General features: G+C 70.4%; 12 protein-coding genes. All 12 read right to left on the bottom strand.

The genetic code is table 11. The features are described 5' to 3' along the window. Positions 1 to 162 precede the first annotated feature (162 nt). Positions 163 to 357, bottom strand: a complete 195-nt coding sequence (locus tag AOK17_RS25090; RefSeq protein ID WP_055614816.1) for a hypothetical protein — start codon at positions 355 to 357, stop codon at positions 163 to 165. A 176-nt stretch (positions 358 to 533) separates the two neighbouring features. Continuing rightward, positions 534 to 1,148, bottom strand: coding sequence for a hypothetical protein (locus tag AOK17_RS25095; RefSeq protein WP_055614817.1), 615 nt, complete (start codon positions 1,146 to 1,148; stop codon positions 534 to 536). A 120-nt stretch (positions 1,149 to 1,268) separates the two neighbouring features. Then, on the bottom strand, positions 1,269 to 1,835 hold the full coding sequence (locus AOK17_RS25100; protein ID WP_055614818.1) for a GNAT family N-acetyltransferase: 567 nt from the start codon (positions 1,833 to 1,835) through the stop codon (positions 1,269 to 1,271). Beyond that, entirely contained in the window at positions 1,813 to 4,068 is a 2,256-nt protein-coding gene (locus AOK17_RS25105; protein WP_055614819.1) for an MMPL family transporter, read from the bottom strand. The genes AOK17_RS25100 and AOK17_RS25105 overlap by 23 nt, the downstream gene beginning before the upstream one ends. A gap of 413 nt (positions 4,069 to 4,481) precedes the next feature. Next, positions 4,482 to 5,993 (bottom strand): Asp-tRNA(Asn)/Glu-tRNA(Gln) amidotransferase subunit GatB, encoded by a 1,512-nt coding sequence (gene gatB, locus AOK17_RS25110; protein WP_055614820.1) that lies wholly within the window; start codon positions 5,991 to 5,993, stop codon positions 4,482 to 4,484. Between the two features lie 16 nt (positions 5,994 to 6,009). Continuing rightward, entirely contained in the window at positions 6,010 to 6,252 is a 243-nt protein-coding gene (locus AOK17_RS25115) for a hypothetical protein (RefSeq protein WP_055614821.1), read from the bottom strand. Continuing rightward, entirely contained in the window at positions 6,249 to 7,754 is a 1,506-nt protein-coding gene (gatA, locus tag AOK17_RS25120) for an Asp-tRNA(Asn)/Glu-tRNA(Gln) amidotransferase subunit GatA (RefSeq protein WP_055614822.1), read from the bottom strand. The genes AOK17_RS25115 and gatA overlap by 4 nt, the downstream gene beginning before the upstream one ends. A 5-nt stretch (positions 7,755 to 7,759) precedes the next feature. Beyond that, a complete protein-coding gene (gene gatC, locus AOK17_RS25125; protein ID WP_015036350.1) occupies positions 7,760 to 8,056 on the bottom strand; it encodes an Asp-tRNA(Asn)/Glu-tRNA(Gln) amidotransferase subunit GatC in 297 nt (98 codons plus the stop codon). Positions 8,057 to 8,340: 284 nt separating this feature from the next. After that, on the bottom strand, positions 8,341 to 10,644 hold the full coding sequence (locus tag AOK17_RS25130; protein ID WP_055614823.1) for a putative bifunctional diguanylate cyclase/phosphodiesterase: 2,304 nt from the start codon (positions 10,642 to 10,644) through the stop codon (positions 8,341 to 8,343). Positions 10,645 to 10,904: 260 nt separating this feature from the next. After that, complete coding sequence (ligA, locus tag AOK17_RS25135; RefSeq protein ID WP_055614824.1) at positions 10,905 to 13,112, bottom strand: NAD-dependent DNA ligase LigA; 2,208 nt, start codon at positions 13,110 to 13,112, stop codon at positions 10,905 to 10,907. Positions 13,113 to 13,127: 15 nt separating this feature from the next. After that, positions 13,128 to 14,147, bottom strand: coding sequence for a methionine synthase (locus AOK17_RS25140; protein ID WP_206190827.1), 1,020 nt, complete (start codon positions 14,145 to 14,147; stop codon positions 13,128 to 13,130). A 65-nt stretch (positions 14,148 to 14,212) separates the two neighbouring features. Further along, complete coding sequence (locus AOK17_RS25145; protein ID WP_055614826.1) at positions 14,213 to 14,911, bottom strand: SDR family oxidoreductase; 699 nt, start codon at positions 14,909 to 14,911, stop codon at positions 14,213 to 14,215. Positions 14,912 to 14,942 lie beyond the last annotated feature (31 nt).

The raw sequence follows: 14,942 nt of genomic DNA on the forward strand, positions 1-14,942 counted from the left end.
CACCCGCCCCTTCAGCCCCCCTCAAGGCTTCGGGCCCGCCCGCGGCAGCGGACGGGCCCGAGGCCTCGGAGGAGGTGTTCGTGGCCGGGAGGGCGGTCACAGTGGCCCCGTGCCGTTGAGGGCGGCCGACCCCCGTGCGGCCGCCCTCACCCGCTCCGGCGCTCACGCGACGCGGGTGGACCGGGACCTGCGGTGGTGCCGGCTATGCACCCGCCCCTCGGCTTCGTCGCGGCCGGATCGTGCGGCCTCGCGCCTGGCGGCGCGGCGGCTGCGGACGGCCTCGCGGACCAGTCGGTAGTTGTCGGCCTCGCGGATCATCTCCGCGGTGCGGATCTGCTGGAGCTCGTACTCGAACATCTCGTACCCCTCGTGAAGTGTTGTTTCCGGCTTCGCTCTGTTGCGATGCCTCAACCTTCGTCTCCAAGGGGGGTGCGCCACATCGGGAGAGTTCCGCATCTTGAGCGCACGAAGGGCCTTAGGCCCGCCGTGGATGGCCTACGGCGGGCCTAAGGCCCCTCAGACGTGCGGTTTCGTCAGCTCGTGGACGGCATGCCGAGCAGGATGTCGGAGTACTTGAGCGCGGCCAGCAGAAGGCCGACGACGCCGAGCGCGACACCCGCCCAGGCGACCGACTTGACCCACGGGGCCTGCGCCGGAATCCGGTCGGGGTTGCCGAACGCGGGCCGGACCAGCACCACGACGCCGACGATCAGCGCGGTCAGCGCGAAGAACCCGGCGACCAGCGCGTTGGCGTTCCAGGAGTCGGCGTAGACCTGCTTGATCTGCTCGGCCACACCGGCGCTCTGCGCGGTCTCCAGCTGGCCGTACAGCGAGTCGCGCGCCTGCGCGATGGTGCCGACCCAGCTGCCGGTCAGCGACACGACACCGAGTCCGGCGGATACGACGGCGGCGGCACCCAGGCCCACGCCGGAACCGCGCTCGGCCGCGACCACGGCCTCGTCGTCGATCTCGTCCTCGCCGAGGACCTCGGAGTCGGCCTGGTCGTCGGCCGTCTCGGCGGCCTCGGCCTCCTCGACCTCCCCGATCGCGGCCGTCCCGTCGCCCTTGCTGAGCTTCACGGCCTCCTCGTCGCGCTGTGCCTCGGTGCCGGTCTTGGTTCCGGCTTCGTCCTCTGTCTTGGTTCCCATGCTCCGCACCGTACGGACGCTGTCTGAGAATTTCTTAAAGATCCCAAGATCCTCACGCGCCGGGCGGCTTTTCGCCCTACTCGGCGCCCGTACGCCACCGCCCCGAGCACGGTCGGGACGTCACTTCCAGGCACGCGCGCGTGCGGCACGCCACTCGGGCGCGAGCACCGACCACACTTCCGTGTCCTGGCGTACGCCCCGGTACGGGAAGCTCTCCCTGAGCACCCCGTCGCGGTTCATGCCGAGCCGCCGCGCCACGTTGATGCTCGGTTCGTTGGCGGACGACGCCTGCCACTCGACGCGGTGGATGCCCCGCTCCTCGACGGCCCAGTCGATGAGGATCCGCATGGCGCGCGTGACCAGTCCGCGTCCCGCGCCGGCCGGCTCCAGCCAGCAGCCGACCTCGCAGGTGCCCCGCTCGGCGTCGAAGTGGAGGAATAGCACCCCGCCGACCAGCTTCCCCTCCAGCCACAGCCCGTGCAGGCTGCCGTTGTCGGTGGCGCGCTTGTCGGCGTACCCCTGAAGGAGCTCCTTCGCGGAGTCGACGTCGACGGCCTTGGTCCCGAACGGAATGTGCTGCCCGATGAACTCGCGCCCCCGGTCGAGGTGCGCCAGGAACTCCGCCGCGTGCCACGGTTCCAGGGGCCGCAGTTCGGCGCCGTCGTCACCCAGGGATATCGCGTACATCCTGCTGCTGCTCCTTCACGAGTACCTCCACGAGCGCGTCCTCGCGCGCCCTCGGGATCCTCGCACGGCCCTCGGCGTCGACGGTACGGATTTCCGGCGGCTCGATGCTGATGCGCGGCAGGCGCCGGTCGAGCCAGCGGGGCAGCCACCAGTTGGCGCCGCCCAGCATGTGCATCAGGGCCGGCACCAGGAGCGTACGCAGCACGAAGGCGTCGAGGGCGACGGCCGCGGCGAGCGCTATGCCGAACATCGCGATGACGCGGTCGCCGCTGAGCACGAAGGCCAGGAAGACCGAGATCATGATCACGGCGGCGGAGTTGATCACCCGCCCGGTCTCGGCGAGGCCCACGCGGACGGCCCGCCGGTTGTCGCCGGTCTCCAGCCACTCCTCGTACATCCTGCTGACCAGGAACACCTGGTAGTCCATGGAGAGTCCGAAGAGCACGGAGACCATGATCACGGGCAGGAAGGGCTCGATCGGGCCGGCCCGGCCGAGGCCCAGGAGTTCGCTGCCCCAGCCCCACTGGAAGATCGCGACGACGACTCCGAAGGAGGCGGTGACGGCCGCGATGTTCATCGCCGCGGCCTTCAGCGGGATGCCGATGGAGCGGAAGGCGAGCAGCAGCAGGACGCAGCCGAGGCCGACGACGACGCCCACGAAGAGGGGTAGTTTGCCGACGATGACGTCGGCGAAGTCGTCGTACGAGGCGGTCATGCCGCCGACCTGCAGGTCGAGCGTGGTCCCGGTCTCTGCCTGAGGCAGCACGTCGTCGCGCAGCCGGTCGACGAGGTCGCTGGTCCGCTCGGACTGCGGCGAGGACGTCGGTACGACGCTGAGATAGGCGGTGTCGCCCGCGTTGTTGTACGTCACCGGGGTCGCACTCCGGACGCCCTCGGTCGCCCTGAGCGTGGCGTCGAGGTTGTCGAGGGCGACCCGGTCCTGGGCCCCGCCGACGTGTGTGACGAGGGTCAGCGACCCGTTCAGACCGGGTCCGAAGCCGTCGGCGAGCAGGTCGTACGCCTGCCGTGTGGTGGCCGTCTCCGGGTTGTTGCCCTGGTCGGAGGTGCCCAGGTGCAGGGAGAAGGTCGGGATCGCGAGCAGGGCGATGACGGCCAGGGCGACACCGCCCAGAAGCTTGGGGTGCTTTTCGACGAAGGCGGACCAGCGGGCGGCGAGCCCGGCGGGGATCTCCGGCTGGGGGCCGTGCTCCTCCAGGCGGCGGCGCTCACGGCGGCTGAGGGCGCGCATGCCGATGAAGGAGAGGAGCGCGGGCAGCAGGGTCACGGAGGCCGCGACGGTGAGGACCACGGTGAGGGACGCGGCGATCGCGACGCCGTTGAGGAAGCCGAGCCGCAGTATGAGCATGCCGAGCAGGGCGATACAGACGGTGGCGCCCGCGAAGACGACCGCGCGCCCGGTGGTGGCCACCGCGTTCCGTGCGGCCTCCTCCACGGAGAGTCCGCGTTTCAGGCCCCGCCGGTGTCTGGTCACGATGAACAGCGCGTAGTCGATGCCCACACCGAGTCCGATCAGCATGCCGAGCATCGGCGCGAAGTCGGCGACGGTCATCGCGTGCCCGAGGAGCGCGATCCCCGCGTACGCCGTGCCGACGCTGACCAGGGCCGTGGCGATGGGCAGCAGCGAGGCGGCCAGGGAGCCGAAGGCGAGGAAGAGGACCACGGCGGCGACGATCACCCCGACGACCTCGGCGATGTGGCCGCCCGACGACTCGGTGAGGGCGACGGCCTGGCCGCCCAGCTCCACCTGGAGTCCGTCCGTCGCGGCGGCCTTCGCGGTGTCGACGACGGCCGTTGCCTCGCCCTGGTCGATGTCCTCGGCCGGGTCGTCGAACGTCACGGTGGCGTAGGCCGTATGTCCGTCGCCGCTGATCTGGCCCGCGCCGTGGCCCTTGTACGGGCTGTCGACCGCGGCCACTCCGGGCAGGTCGGCGATCTTGTCGAGGGTGTGGCTCATGGTCTGCTCGACGTCCGCGGCACGGACCGTGCCGGCGGTGGTGTGCCAGACAACGGTGTCGCTGTCGCCGCCGAGGCCGGGGAAACCGTCCTGGAGGAGCTGGCTGGCGCGGCCCGATTCGGTGCCGGGCGCCTCGTAGTCGTTCGAGTACGCGGTTCCGGTGACGGCAGCGGCGGCGGTGATCCCGCCGAAGGCGAGGAGCCAGAGAAGTACGGCGACGAGGCGGTGCTGGACACACCAACGTGCTAGAGCTGCCACGGACGAGCTCCCCTGGGTGTTTTGTGGATCTTTATCGGGAGCTGCCCGCAAAGAACGCATGACCAATTCGTTATCACTCTTGCAGCCGAAAGTGATCGTTAGCCGCATTCGTGGGTTTACTCACAGGAGTGCGAGGCAGTTCACACGACAATCCAATGAACTCTGTCGCCCCACACGGCGTCCGCCGGCACGCCAATGGGGGGTACATCGGTCCCGATGCACCCCCCGATCGCCCTACACGCGGTAGGAGTGAGCGGCCTCAAGGACTTGTACGCACGAGAGCTCGACGGCGTTCAGCTCGTCCCCTCGGTGAGCGCACCGCAGCGGGCTCAGCCCTCAGGACGGAACGCCGAAGGGGGCGTGCACCTGAAGACTCAGGTGCACGCCCCCTTCGCTGGAGAAGGAGCGAGGGCTCAGCCCTCGACGCCCAGCTTCTCCAGGATGAGCTCCTTGACGCGGGCCGCGTCGGCCTGCCCGCGCGTGGCCTTCATGACCGCGCCCACCAGGGCGCCGACGGCGGCGACCTTGCCGCCGCGGATCTTGTCCGCGATGGCCGCGTTGCCGGCGATGGCCTCCTCGACGGCCGTCGTCAGGGCGCCCTCGTCGGAGACGACCTTCAGACCGCGCTTCTCGACGACCTCGTCCGGGGTGCCCTCGCCCTTGAGGACGCCCTCGATGACCTGGCGGGCCAGCTTGTCGTTGAGGGAGCCCTCGTTGACCAGGGCCGTCACCCGGGCGACCTGCTCGGGCGTGATGGCCAGCGCGTCCAGGGACACGCCCGACTCGTTGGCCGTGCGCGCCAGTTCGCCCATCCACCACTTGCGGGCGGATGCCGCGTCGGCGCCCGCCGCGATGGTGGCGACGATGGAGTCGATGGCACCCGCGTTGAGGATCGACTGCATGTCGTGGGCGGTGATGCCCCACTCCTCGCGCAGCCGGTTGCGCCTGGCCAGCGGCTGCTCGGGCAGACCCGCGCGCAGCTCCTCGACCCACTCACGGGACGGGGCGACCGGCACGAGGTCCGGCTCGGGGAAGTAGCGGTAGTCCTCCGCCTCCTCCTTCACGCGGCCCGAGGTCGTGGACCCGGTGTCCTCGTGGAAGTGGCGGGTCTCCTGGATGATCGTTCCGCCGGAGTTCAGCACCGCGGCGTGCCGCTGGATCTCGAAGCGGGCGGCGCGCTCGACGGACCGCAGCGAGTTGACGTTCTTGGTCTCGCTCCGGGTGCCGAACTTCTCGCGGCCGTGCGGGCGCAGCGACAGGTTCACGTCGCAGCGCATCTGGCCCTGCTCCATGCGGGCTTCGGAGACCCCGAGCGCCTTGATGAGCTCGCGCAGCTCGGCGACGTACGCCTTGGCGACCTCGGGAGCGCGCTCGCCGGCGCCCTCGATCGGCTTGGTGACGATCTCGATGAGCGGGATGCCGGCGCGGTTGTAGTCGAGCAGCGAGTGCGAGGCGCCGTGGATTCGGCCGGTCGCGCCGCCGACGTGCAGCGACTTGCCGGTGTCCTCCTCCATGTGGGCGCGCTCGATCTCCACGCGGAAGACCTCGCCGTCCTCCAGCTGGACGTCCAGATAGCCGTTGAAGGCGATCGGCTCGTCGTACTGGGAGGTCTGGAAGTTCTTCGGCATGTCCGGATAGAAGTAGTTCTTCCGGGCGAAGCGGCACCACTCGGCGATCTCGCAGTGCAGCGCGAGACCGATCTTGATCGCGGACTCGACGCCGACCGCGTTGACGACCGGCAGCGCGCCGGGCATGCCGAGGCAGGTCGGGCAGGCCTGCGAGTTGGGCTCTGCGCCCAGCTCGGTGGAACAGCCGCAGAACATCTTGGTCTTGGTGCCGAGTTCGACATGGACTTCGAGGCCCATGACGGGGTCGTACGACGCCAGCGCGTCCTCGTACGACACCAGGTCAGTCGTGACAGTCACGGTGAAACTTTCCCTCTCAGCCCAGCAGGACGTCGTCGTCACCGAGGCGCTTGAGCTCCCGGTAGATGATCGCAAGGCCGGTGACGATGGCGGCGGCGGAAACGGCGGCGTCGATGAGCCTCAGGGTGTCCCCGTCACTGCGGGCCAGCTTGGCCTGCTTGGCGACGCTGATCGCGCCGAACGCTGTACTGCCGAGAGACAGGTACAGCCCCTTCTTCGACTTCTTGAAGTTCTTTGCCTTGTTGGCCGTGGCACTCACAACGACGGAGCCTCCTCGATCAGCGGGTGCCCCCAGCGTTCCACGAACGCGGCCTCGACGGCGGCTCCCACCTTGTAAAGGCGGTCGTCCTGCATCGCGGGGGCGATGATCTGCAGGCCCACGGGCAGGTTGTCCTCCGGCGCGAGACCGCAGGGCAGCGACATCGCGGCGTTGCCCGCGAGGTTCGTCGGAATGGTGCACAGGTCGGCGAGGTACATCGCCATGGGGTCGTCGGCGCGCTCGCCGATCGGGAAGGCGGTGGTCGGCGTGGTGGGCGACACGATCACGTCCACCTGCTCGAACGCCTTCTCGAAGTCGCGCGTGATGAGCGTACGGACCTTCTGGGCGCTGCCGTAGTACGCGTCGTAGTAGCCGGAGCTGAGCGCGTACGTGCCGAGCATGATGCGGCGCTTGACCTCGTCGCCGAAGCCCGCCTCACGGGTGAGGGCGGTGACCTCCTCGGCGGAGTGCGTGCCGTCGTCGCCGGTGCGCAGGCCGTAGCGCAGGCCGTCGAAGCGGGCGAGGTTGCTCGAACACTCGGACGGGGCGATCAGGTAGTACGCCGAAAGGGCCAGGTCGAAGGACGGGCAGTCCAGCTCGACGATCTCGGCGCCCAGCTCCTTGAGGAGCGAGACGGACTCGTCGAAGCGCTGCACGACACCGGCCTGGTAGCCCTCGCCGCGGAACTGCTTGACGACACCGACCCGCATGCCTTCGACGCTGCCGTTGCGGGCGGCCTCGACGACGGCCGGGACGGGCGCGTCGATGGAGGTGGAGTCGAGGGGGTCGTGCCCGGCGATGACCTCGTGCAGGAGGGCGGCGTCGAGGACCGTGCGGGCGCAGGGCCCGCCCTGGTCGAGGGAGGACGAGAACGCGACCATGCCGTACCGCGAGACGGCGCCGTACGTCGGCTTCACGCCGACCGTGCCGGTGACGGAGGCGGGCTGGCGGATGGAGCCGCCGGTGTCCGTGCCGATGGCGAGGGGCGCCTGGTAGGAGGCGAGCGCGGCGGACGAACCGCCGCCGGAGCCGCCGGGGATGCGGGTGAGGTCCCACGGGTTCCCGGTCGGCCCGTAGGCGCTGTTCTCGGTGCTGGACCCCATGGCGAACTCGTCCATGTTGGTCTTGCCGAGAATGACGACGTCGGCAGCCTTCAGCCGCTTGGTGAGCGTCGCGTCGTACGGCGGGATCCAGCCTTCGAGGATCTTCGAGCCGACTGTCGTCGGGATGCCCTCGGTGGTGAAGATGTCCTTGAGCGCGAGGGGGACGCCGGCGAGCGGGCCGAGCTTCTCGCCCTTCGCGCGCTTCTCGTCGACGGCTCGGGCCTGGGCGAGCGCCCCGTCCCGGTCGACGTGCAGGAAGGCGTGCACCTTCTCGTCGACGGCCTCGATGCGCGCGAGGTGCGCCTCGGTGACCTCGACGGCGGTGAGCTCGCCCGCGGCGATCTTGGAGGCGATCTCCGCGGCGGTGAGCTTGATGATGTTGACGTTGCTGTCCGTCATGGTGATTAGTCCTCCCCCAGGATCTGCGGCACCTTGAAACGCTGCTGCTCCTGGGCCGGGGCGCCGGAGAGCGCCTGCTCGGGGGTGAGCGACGGACGGACCTCGTCCGCGCGCATGACGTTCGTCAGCGGCAGCGGGTGGGAGGTCGGCGGTACGTCTTGGTCGGCGACCTCGCTGACGCGGGCGACCGCGCCGATGATGTCGTCGAGCTGGCCGGCGAAGTGGTCGAGCTCTTCGCCCTTCAGCTCCAGACGCGCCAGCCGGGCGAGGTGGGCGACCTCCTCGCGCGTGATGCCAGGCATGCAGCGATCCTCAGGGGTGAGTGAGTGTGGTTTGGCCCAATCCTATGGGTCCCACGGAGATCCCCGTACATCGGTTTCCCGGGCACGGCTCGGTGGGGGACGCATGCGGGCGGTATGAGCCGTACGGGCTGTACGGGGCTCATGCACCGCACGACGAACGGACGGCCGCCTACGGCGAGGACGCCGACGGGAAACCTTCACATGTCAGGTGTGCCAAAAACGGGTGGTGCGGGCGGGAACGGGTGGTGCGGGCGGGAAAGAAATAACCACCGCCCCGCACCCAACTACTCCTCGGCTGCCGCGGGCAACGCCGCGGGCAAGGCGGCCTTGGGCCGCTGCCACCCCCGAGACCCGCGCGCCAGCAGCCACGCCGTGGCCTCCTCCGGAGGCATCGCCGCCGCCACGAGCCACCCCTGAACCGCGTCGCACCCGAGATCCCGGAGCCGCTCCCACGTCTCGTCGTCCTCGACTCCCTCGGCGACGACCACCAGCCCGAGCGAGTGGGCGAGATCGATGGTGCACCGCACGATCTCGGCGTCCTCGGTGTCCACGGCGAGCCGTGCCACGAAGGACCGGTCGATCTTCAGCTCGCTGACGGGCAGCCGCCGCAGATGCACCAGCGACGAATACCCGGTCCCGAAGTCGTCGAGCGACATCTTCACGCCGTGCCCGGTCAGCCCGGCCAGGGTGTCCGCGGCGCGCTGCGGGTCCTCGAGCAGCACGTGTTCCGTTATCTCCAGCTGAAGCGACCCCGCGGGAACTCCGTGCCGAGCGAGCCGCGCGGCGACCGACCCGGCGAACCCGGGTGTGTGCACGTCCCGCGGTGACACGTTGACGGCGACAGGCACCCGCAGCCCCCGGGCCCGCCACCGCGCCACCTGGGCGAGCGCCGTCTCCAGCACGTACTCGGTGAGATGCGGCATCAGCCCGGACGACTCGGCGATGGCTATGAACTCGTCCGGCGGCACCTTCCCGCGCTCGGGATGCACCCACCGTACGAGCGCCTCAAGCCCTGCCACCTGTCCGTCGAAGCGGACCTTGGGCTGGTAGTGCAGCTCGACGTCTCCCGCGTCGAGCGCCCGCCGCAGGTCTCCCAGCAGCCCGAGCCGGTCGGGGGTGTTGGAGTCCCGCTTGGACTCGTACACCTCCACGCCCGTGCGGTCGCGCTTCGCCTGGTACATCGCGACGTCCGCCCGCCGCAGCAGCCCCTCCGCGTCCAGCGCGTGATCGGGGAAGACGGCGAGCCCGGCACTGGCCTCCAGGACGAGGGTGAGCCCGTCGAGGTCGAGCGGTGACCCGAGCGCGGCCACGAGATTGCGGGCGACCCGCGACGCGGACGTCGTCGAGTCGACGATGGGCAGTAACACGGCGAACTCGTCCCCGCCGAGCCGCGCGGCCTCCGCTCCGCGCGGCAGCGCCACCCGCAGCCGGTCCGCTATCTGCAACAGCAGCCGGTCTCCCGCGAGGTGGCCGAGCGTGTCATTCACGGCCCTGAAGCGATCGAGATCGATCAGCATCAGAGCCGAACGTGCGCCGATTCGTTCGGCGTCGTCCAGCGCCCGCCAGGTCCGTTCGAGCAGCCACTGCCGGTTGGGCAGTCCGGTGAGGGGGTCACGCAGTTGCTCCTCGGCCCGCGCCCGCGCTATCCAGAGCGTTGAGTCGAGAGCGATGAGGGGAACCGAGAAGAGCGGCAGCAGCACGGGGAGGGCGATCGCGACGACGCAGATCAGCGGGGCGATGCCGAGCAGCGCGACGGCGACCAGCCCCTGTCTGACCAGGGCCGTACGGGCCACGGTCGGCAGTCCGGCCGTACGAGGCGCGTGGAGGTACCAGAGCAGCGCGCGGGAGACCACGAGATACGCCCCGGCCACCAACACCACCGAAGGAGCCGTGTAAACCGTCCAAGTCTCCGGTTTCCAGGGCGTCTCCACGGACGGCACCCGGCCGAGCACTGCAAGCACCAGCGCCCCTGCGCCGATGCCGAGGATGTCCACCGCGCCGTGCAGCACGCCCTGCCGCCAGCGATGACGACGGGCTATGCCGACGAGGACGACGACCGTGAGGCTGACCATCCCGGCGGGCACCCAGCCGTACAGCAGCAGGACGGCGAGGGTGAGGGCCGCGCCGGAGCCCGTACCGCCCCACCAGCGGGAACGGCCGAGCGCGACCAGGTGGCCGACGATGACGCCGACCAGGACCGCGAGCGCCCAGCCGGTGGAGCCGGACGGAAAGAGCGCGTGGTTCCCGGTGAACGCCCGGTAGAAGCCCGCGCCCAGGACGAACGCGGCCGACGTGATGACCGCCGCGGGCAGCGCGGGCCAGGACATCTGCTTCTCGGACTCGTGGCCCGGAATGTGGGACGGGGATCCGGGGACGGAGGTGAGGCGGCCCGGGCCGTTCCCGGCCGCCGAGCTGTACTGTCCGGCGGCGCGCACCTGCCCGCCCGGACGCCCTGCCGGCCGCGCGACCCTGAGGCCCGCTCCGAGCTCCCGGCTTCGCTCCAGCAAGGGGTGCCCCCATCGCCGCACGCCGGTCGCCCAGCGCGGGCGCAGCCGTGAGTCCGGGGCGGCGCTCTCGGTCGGTTCCATTCCCGTCCCTCTCACAGCCGGCGGTGCCCACGCCACGCGGCCCGATGCCCGACTAACCCTCAACGGCACCGCGTCTGATAACCCTTCCCCAGAGCTCCCGAAGAGCAGGGGATGCCCCAACCGCAGCTGGGCACGGCAGGCGCACACCTCAACAGTAGGCCGCAGAAGGCTTCCACGGGCAGCGGTCGTCGACGGTTGCCCGAATGCGACCCGGCCACCCGTATGCATCTGGTATGCGCCGAACGGGTGGTCTTCAACCGCTACTCCTCGATCGGAAGCGCGACTTCGGCCGCCGCCTCCGGTCCTTGTTCGAGCAGGACGGCGAAGCCCTCCTCGTTCAGAACCGGCACTTTGAGCTGCATCGCCTTGTCGTACTTCGATCCAGGATTGTCACCCACGACAACAAAAGCCGTCTTCTTCGAAACCGAACCGGTCACTTTTGCTCCCCGGCTCTGGAGTGCCTCTTTCGCTCCGTCGCGGGTGTGATGTTCCAGGGTTCCGGTGACCACGACCGTGAGCCCTTCGAGCGGACGAGGTCCTTCGTCCTCACCGGAGCTCTCCTCCTCCATGCGGACGCCCGCGGCCTTCCACTTGCGGAGGATCTCCTGGTGCCAGTCCACCGTGAACCACTGCTTCAGGGAAGCGGCGATGGTGGGTCCGACGCCCTCCACGGCGGCCAGCTCCTCCTCCGTGGCCTGCTGGACGCGGTCGATCGAGCGGAACTCACGGGCCAGGGCCTCGGCCGCGACCGGCCCCACGTGCCGGATGGACAGGCCGGTGATGATCCGGGCCAGCGGACGCTCCTTGGCAGCCGCGATGAAGTCCAGCATCGCGAGCGCGTTCTTCTTCGGAGCGCCCTCCTGGTTGGCGAAGACCGTGGCGATCTTCTCCTCGCCGGTCTTCGGGTCCCGCTTGGGCAGTCCGCTGTCCTGGTCGAGGACGTACGCCTTGATGGGCAGCAACTGCTCGATGGTGAGGTCGAAGAGGTCGCCCTCGTCCCTCAGGGGCGGCTCGGCGGGCTCCAGGGGCTTGGTGAGCGCGGCGGCGGCGACGTAACCGAAGTTCTCGATGTCCAGGCACTTGCGACCGCCGAGGTAGAAGAGGCGCTCGCGCAACTGGGCGGGGCAGGTCTGGCCGTTCGGGCAGCGGAGGTCGATGTCGCCCTCCTTCGCGGGCGCCAGCGGGGTGCCGCACTCGGGGCACTCGGCGGGCATCACGAACTCCCGCTCGCTGCCGTCCCGCAGGTCGACGACCGGGCCGAGGATCTCCGGGATGACGTCACCTGCCTTGCGGAGCACCACGGTGTCGCCGATCAGGACGCCCTTGGCCTTCACCACGTCCTGGTTGTGCAGCGTGGCGAACTCGACCTCGGAGCCGGCCACCGTGACGGGCTCCACCTGCGCGTACGGAGTGACGCGGCCCGTGCGGCCCACGCCCACGCGGATGTTGACCAGCTTGGTGTTGACCTCCTCAGGCGCGTACTTCCAGGCGATCGCCCAGCGGGGCGCGCGGGAGGTCGAGCCGAGGCGGCCCTGGAGGGGGATCTCGTCGAGCTTGACGACGACGCCGTCGATCTCGTGCTCCACGGAGTGGCGGTTCTCTCCGTAGAAGGCGATGAACTCCCGTACGCCGTCCAGGTCGTCGACCACCTTGCCGTAGCGGGTCGTCGGCAGGCCCCACGCGTGCAGCAGTTCGTACGCCTGCGAGAGGCGGCTCATGCCGTCGAAGCCCTCCAGGGCGCCGATGCCGTGGACGACCATGTGCAGCGGCCGGGTCGCGGTGATGCGGGGGTCCTTCTGGCGGAGTGAACCCGCCGCCGCGTTGCGCGGGTTGGCGAAGGGCTTGTCACCCGCCTCCACCAGACGGGCGTTGAGCTCCTCGAACTTCTCCATCGGGAAGTAGACCTCGCCGCGGATCTCCACGAGGTCCGGGATGCGGTCGCCGTGGAGGCGGTCGGGGATCTCCGTGATCGTACGGACGTTGGGCGTGATGTCCTCGCCGGTGCGGCCGTCGCCGCGGGTCGCCGCGCGGGTGAGACGGCCGTGCTCGTACGTGAGGTTGACCGCGAGGCCGTCGACCTTCAGCTCGCACAGGAAGTGGTACGTGGACGTGCCGATGTCCTTGGCGACGCGGTCCGCCCAGCCGGCCAGCTCCTCGTCGTCGAAGGCGTTGTCGAGGGAGAGCATGCGCGAGCGGTGCTGGACGGCCGTGAACTCCGTCTCGTACGCCCCCGCGACCTTCTGGGTCGGTGAGTCGGGGGTGCGCAGCTCGGGGTATTCGTCCTCCAACGCCTCCAGGGCGCGCAGGAGTCTGTCGAAGTCGGCGTCGCTGACGACCGGCGCGTCCTTCACGTAGTACCGGAAGCGGTGCTCCTCGATCTGCTCAGCGAGCTGCGCGTGCTTCTCCCGAGCCTCGGCGGGCACGGGCCCCGCAGCCGAGGCCAATTGTGCGTCCTTGTCGCCGGCCACCGTGTCGTCCTCCCGTTACTCTGGGTTGTCCGCGAGGGATCTCGCCGCCCGGGCGCAGTGGGCGAGTGCCCGGCGCGCGTACTCGGGGGAAGCGCCCGCGAGTCCGCACGACGGGGTGAGGGTGACCGCGTCCGTGAGAAGCCCCGGATTCAGTCCCAGCCTGCGCCACAGCGTCCTGACACCCATGACGCTACCGGCAGGGTCTGACAATGCGGCATCCGTCCCCGGGACGACACCGGCGAAGAGCTTGGTCCCCCCTTCCACCGCTTCCCCGATCGTGTCGTCGTCACGCTCGGTGAGGAGAGAGAAGTCGAAGGAGACGGCGCTCGCTCCGGCTCTGCGCAGCAGCGCGAACGGGACGTCGGGGGCGCACGAGTGCACGACGACCGGGCCGCCGGCCTGTACTGAGACGACGTCCCGCAGTGTGGCCTCGACGAGCTGCCGGTCGACGGCCCGGTGGGTGCGGTAGCCGCTCGCGGACCTCACCCGGCCGCTCAGTACGGCGAACAGGGACGGTTCGTCGAGCTGCAGGACGACGTCGGCGCCGGGCACGCGACGGCGTACCTCGGCGAGGTGTTCGCGCAGGCCCTCGGCGAGCGATCCGGCGAGGTCGCGGCAGGCGCCGGGGTCGGAGAGCGCCACCTCGCCGTTGTGCAGTTCCAGCGCGGCGGCGAGCGTCCAGGGGCCGACGGCCTGGACCTTCAGCGGGCCCTGGTAGCCCTGGGTGAACTCCTCCATGGCGTCGAGGTCTTCGCCGAGCCAGGACCTGGCCCGCCTGGTGTCCCGCCCCGGCCGGTCCCCGAGCCGCCAGCCGCTGGGCTCCACGCGCGCGTACAACTCGGCGAGCATCCCGGCGGTCCGCCCGATCATGTCGGCGCCGGGGCCCCGCGCGGGCAGTTCCGCCAGGAACGGCATGCCCGTCTCGGGGCCCTCGAAGGTCCCGGCCACGGTCTTGGCGGCCTCCCGGGCGTCCCCGCCCGGCATCGACCCGACACCGGTCGCGGGGCCGGGCCTGAACTCGCTGTTTTCGCTCACCCGGGCAGCCTACGGAATGCCCGCGGAACGGGACGCCACAGTCCGTGTACGAGCTCGGGTCCCGGTCAGCGGCCGGGGCGTACCGTCATGTCGTTGATCTCCGCGTCCCGGGGCAGGTCGAGGGCCATGAGGATGCTCGTCGCGACGGACTCGGGGTCGATCCACTTCGAGGCGTCGTACTCCTTGCCCTCCTGCTGGTGGACCTTGGCCTGCATGGGGCTCGCGGTGCGGCCGGGGTAGACGGTCGTGACGCGGACGCCGTTCGCGTGCTCCTCGTTGCGCAGGGAGTCGGCGAGGGCCTTCAGGCCGTGCTTGGAGGCTGCGTACGCGGACCAGCCGGCGGAGGCGCTGAGGCCGGCGCCGGAGTTGACGAAGATCACATGGCCCTGGGTGACGCGGAGTTGGGGCAGGAAGTGGCGGGTCAGCTCGGCGGGCGCGATCAGGTTCACGTCGAGCTGGTGGCGCCACGTCTTGGGGGTCAGCTCGCCGACCGGGCCGAGGTCGACGACACCCGCGATGTGCATCAGCGAGTCGATCCGGTCGGGCAGCGTCTGGTGCGAGAACGCCCAGGAGAGCCGGTCCGGGTCCGAGAGGTCACCGACCAGGGTCCGGGACCCGGGGAACTCGGCGGCCAGCTCCTTCGCGCGGCCCGCGTCGCGCGCGTGCAGGACGAGTTCGTCCCCGCGCGCGTGGAGGCGGCGGGCTACGGCCGCGCCGATGCCGGAACCGGCCCCGGTGATCAGATGAGTAGGCATGCCCGCCATGCTCGCACGCGCCTGTCCCTCCCCCGCCGGG

This window comes from Streptomyces phaeochromogenes (assembly GCF_001418655.1).
GTDB lineage: Bacteria > Actinomycetota > Actinomycetes > Streptomycetales > Streptomycetaceae > Streptomyces > Streptomyces phaeochromogenes.

Excerpts from the sequence above, each read along its gene's own strand:
- AOK17_RS25090 (WP_055614816.1), bottom strand. The coding sequence starts at position 357 with ATGTTCGAGTACGAGCTCCAGCAGATCCGCACCGCGGAGATGATCCGC.
- AOK17_RS25095 (WP_055614817.1), bottom strand. The coding sequence starts at position 1,148 with ATGGGAACCAAGACAGAGGACGAAGCCGGAACCAAGACCGGCACCGAG.
- AOK17_RS25100 (WP_055614818.1), bottom strand. The coding sequence starts at position 1,835 with ATGTACGCGATATCCCTGGGTGACGACGGCGCCGAACTGCGGCCCCTG.
- gatA (WP_055614822.1), bottom strand. The coding sequence starts at position 7,754 with ATGACGGACAGCAACGTCAACATCATCAAGCTCACCGCCGCGGAGATC.
- gatC (WP_015036350.1), bottom strand. The coding sequence starts at position 8,056 with ATGCCTGGCATCACGCGCGAGGAGGTCGCCCACCTCGCCCGGCTGGCG.
- AOK17_RS25130 (WP_055614823.1), bottom strand. The coding sequence starts at position 10,644 with ATGGAACCGACCGAGAGCGCCGCCCCGGACTCACGGCTGCGCCCGCGC.
- AOK17_RS25145 (WP_055614826.1), bottom strand. The coding sequence starts at position 14,911 with ATGGCGGGCATGCCTACTCATCTGATCACCGGGGCCGGTTCCGGCATC.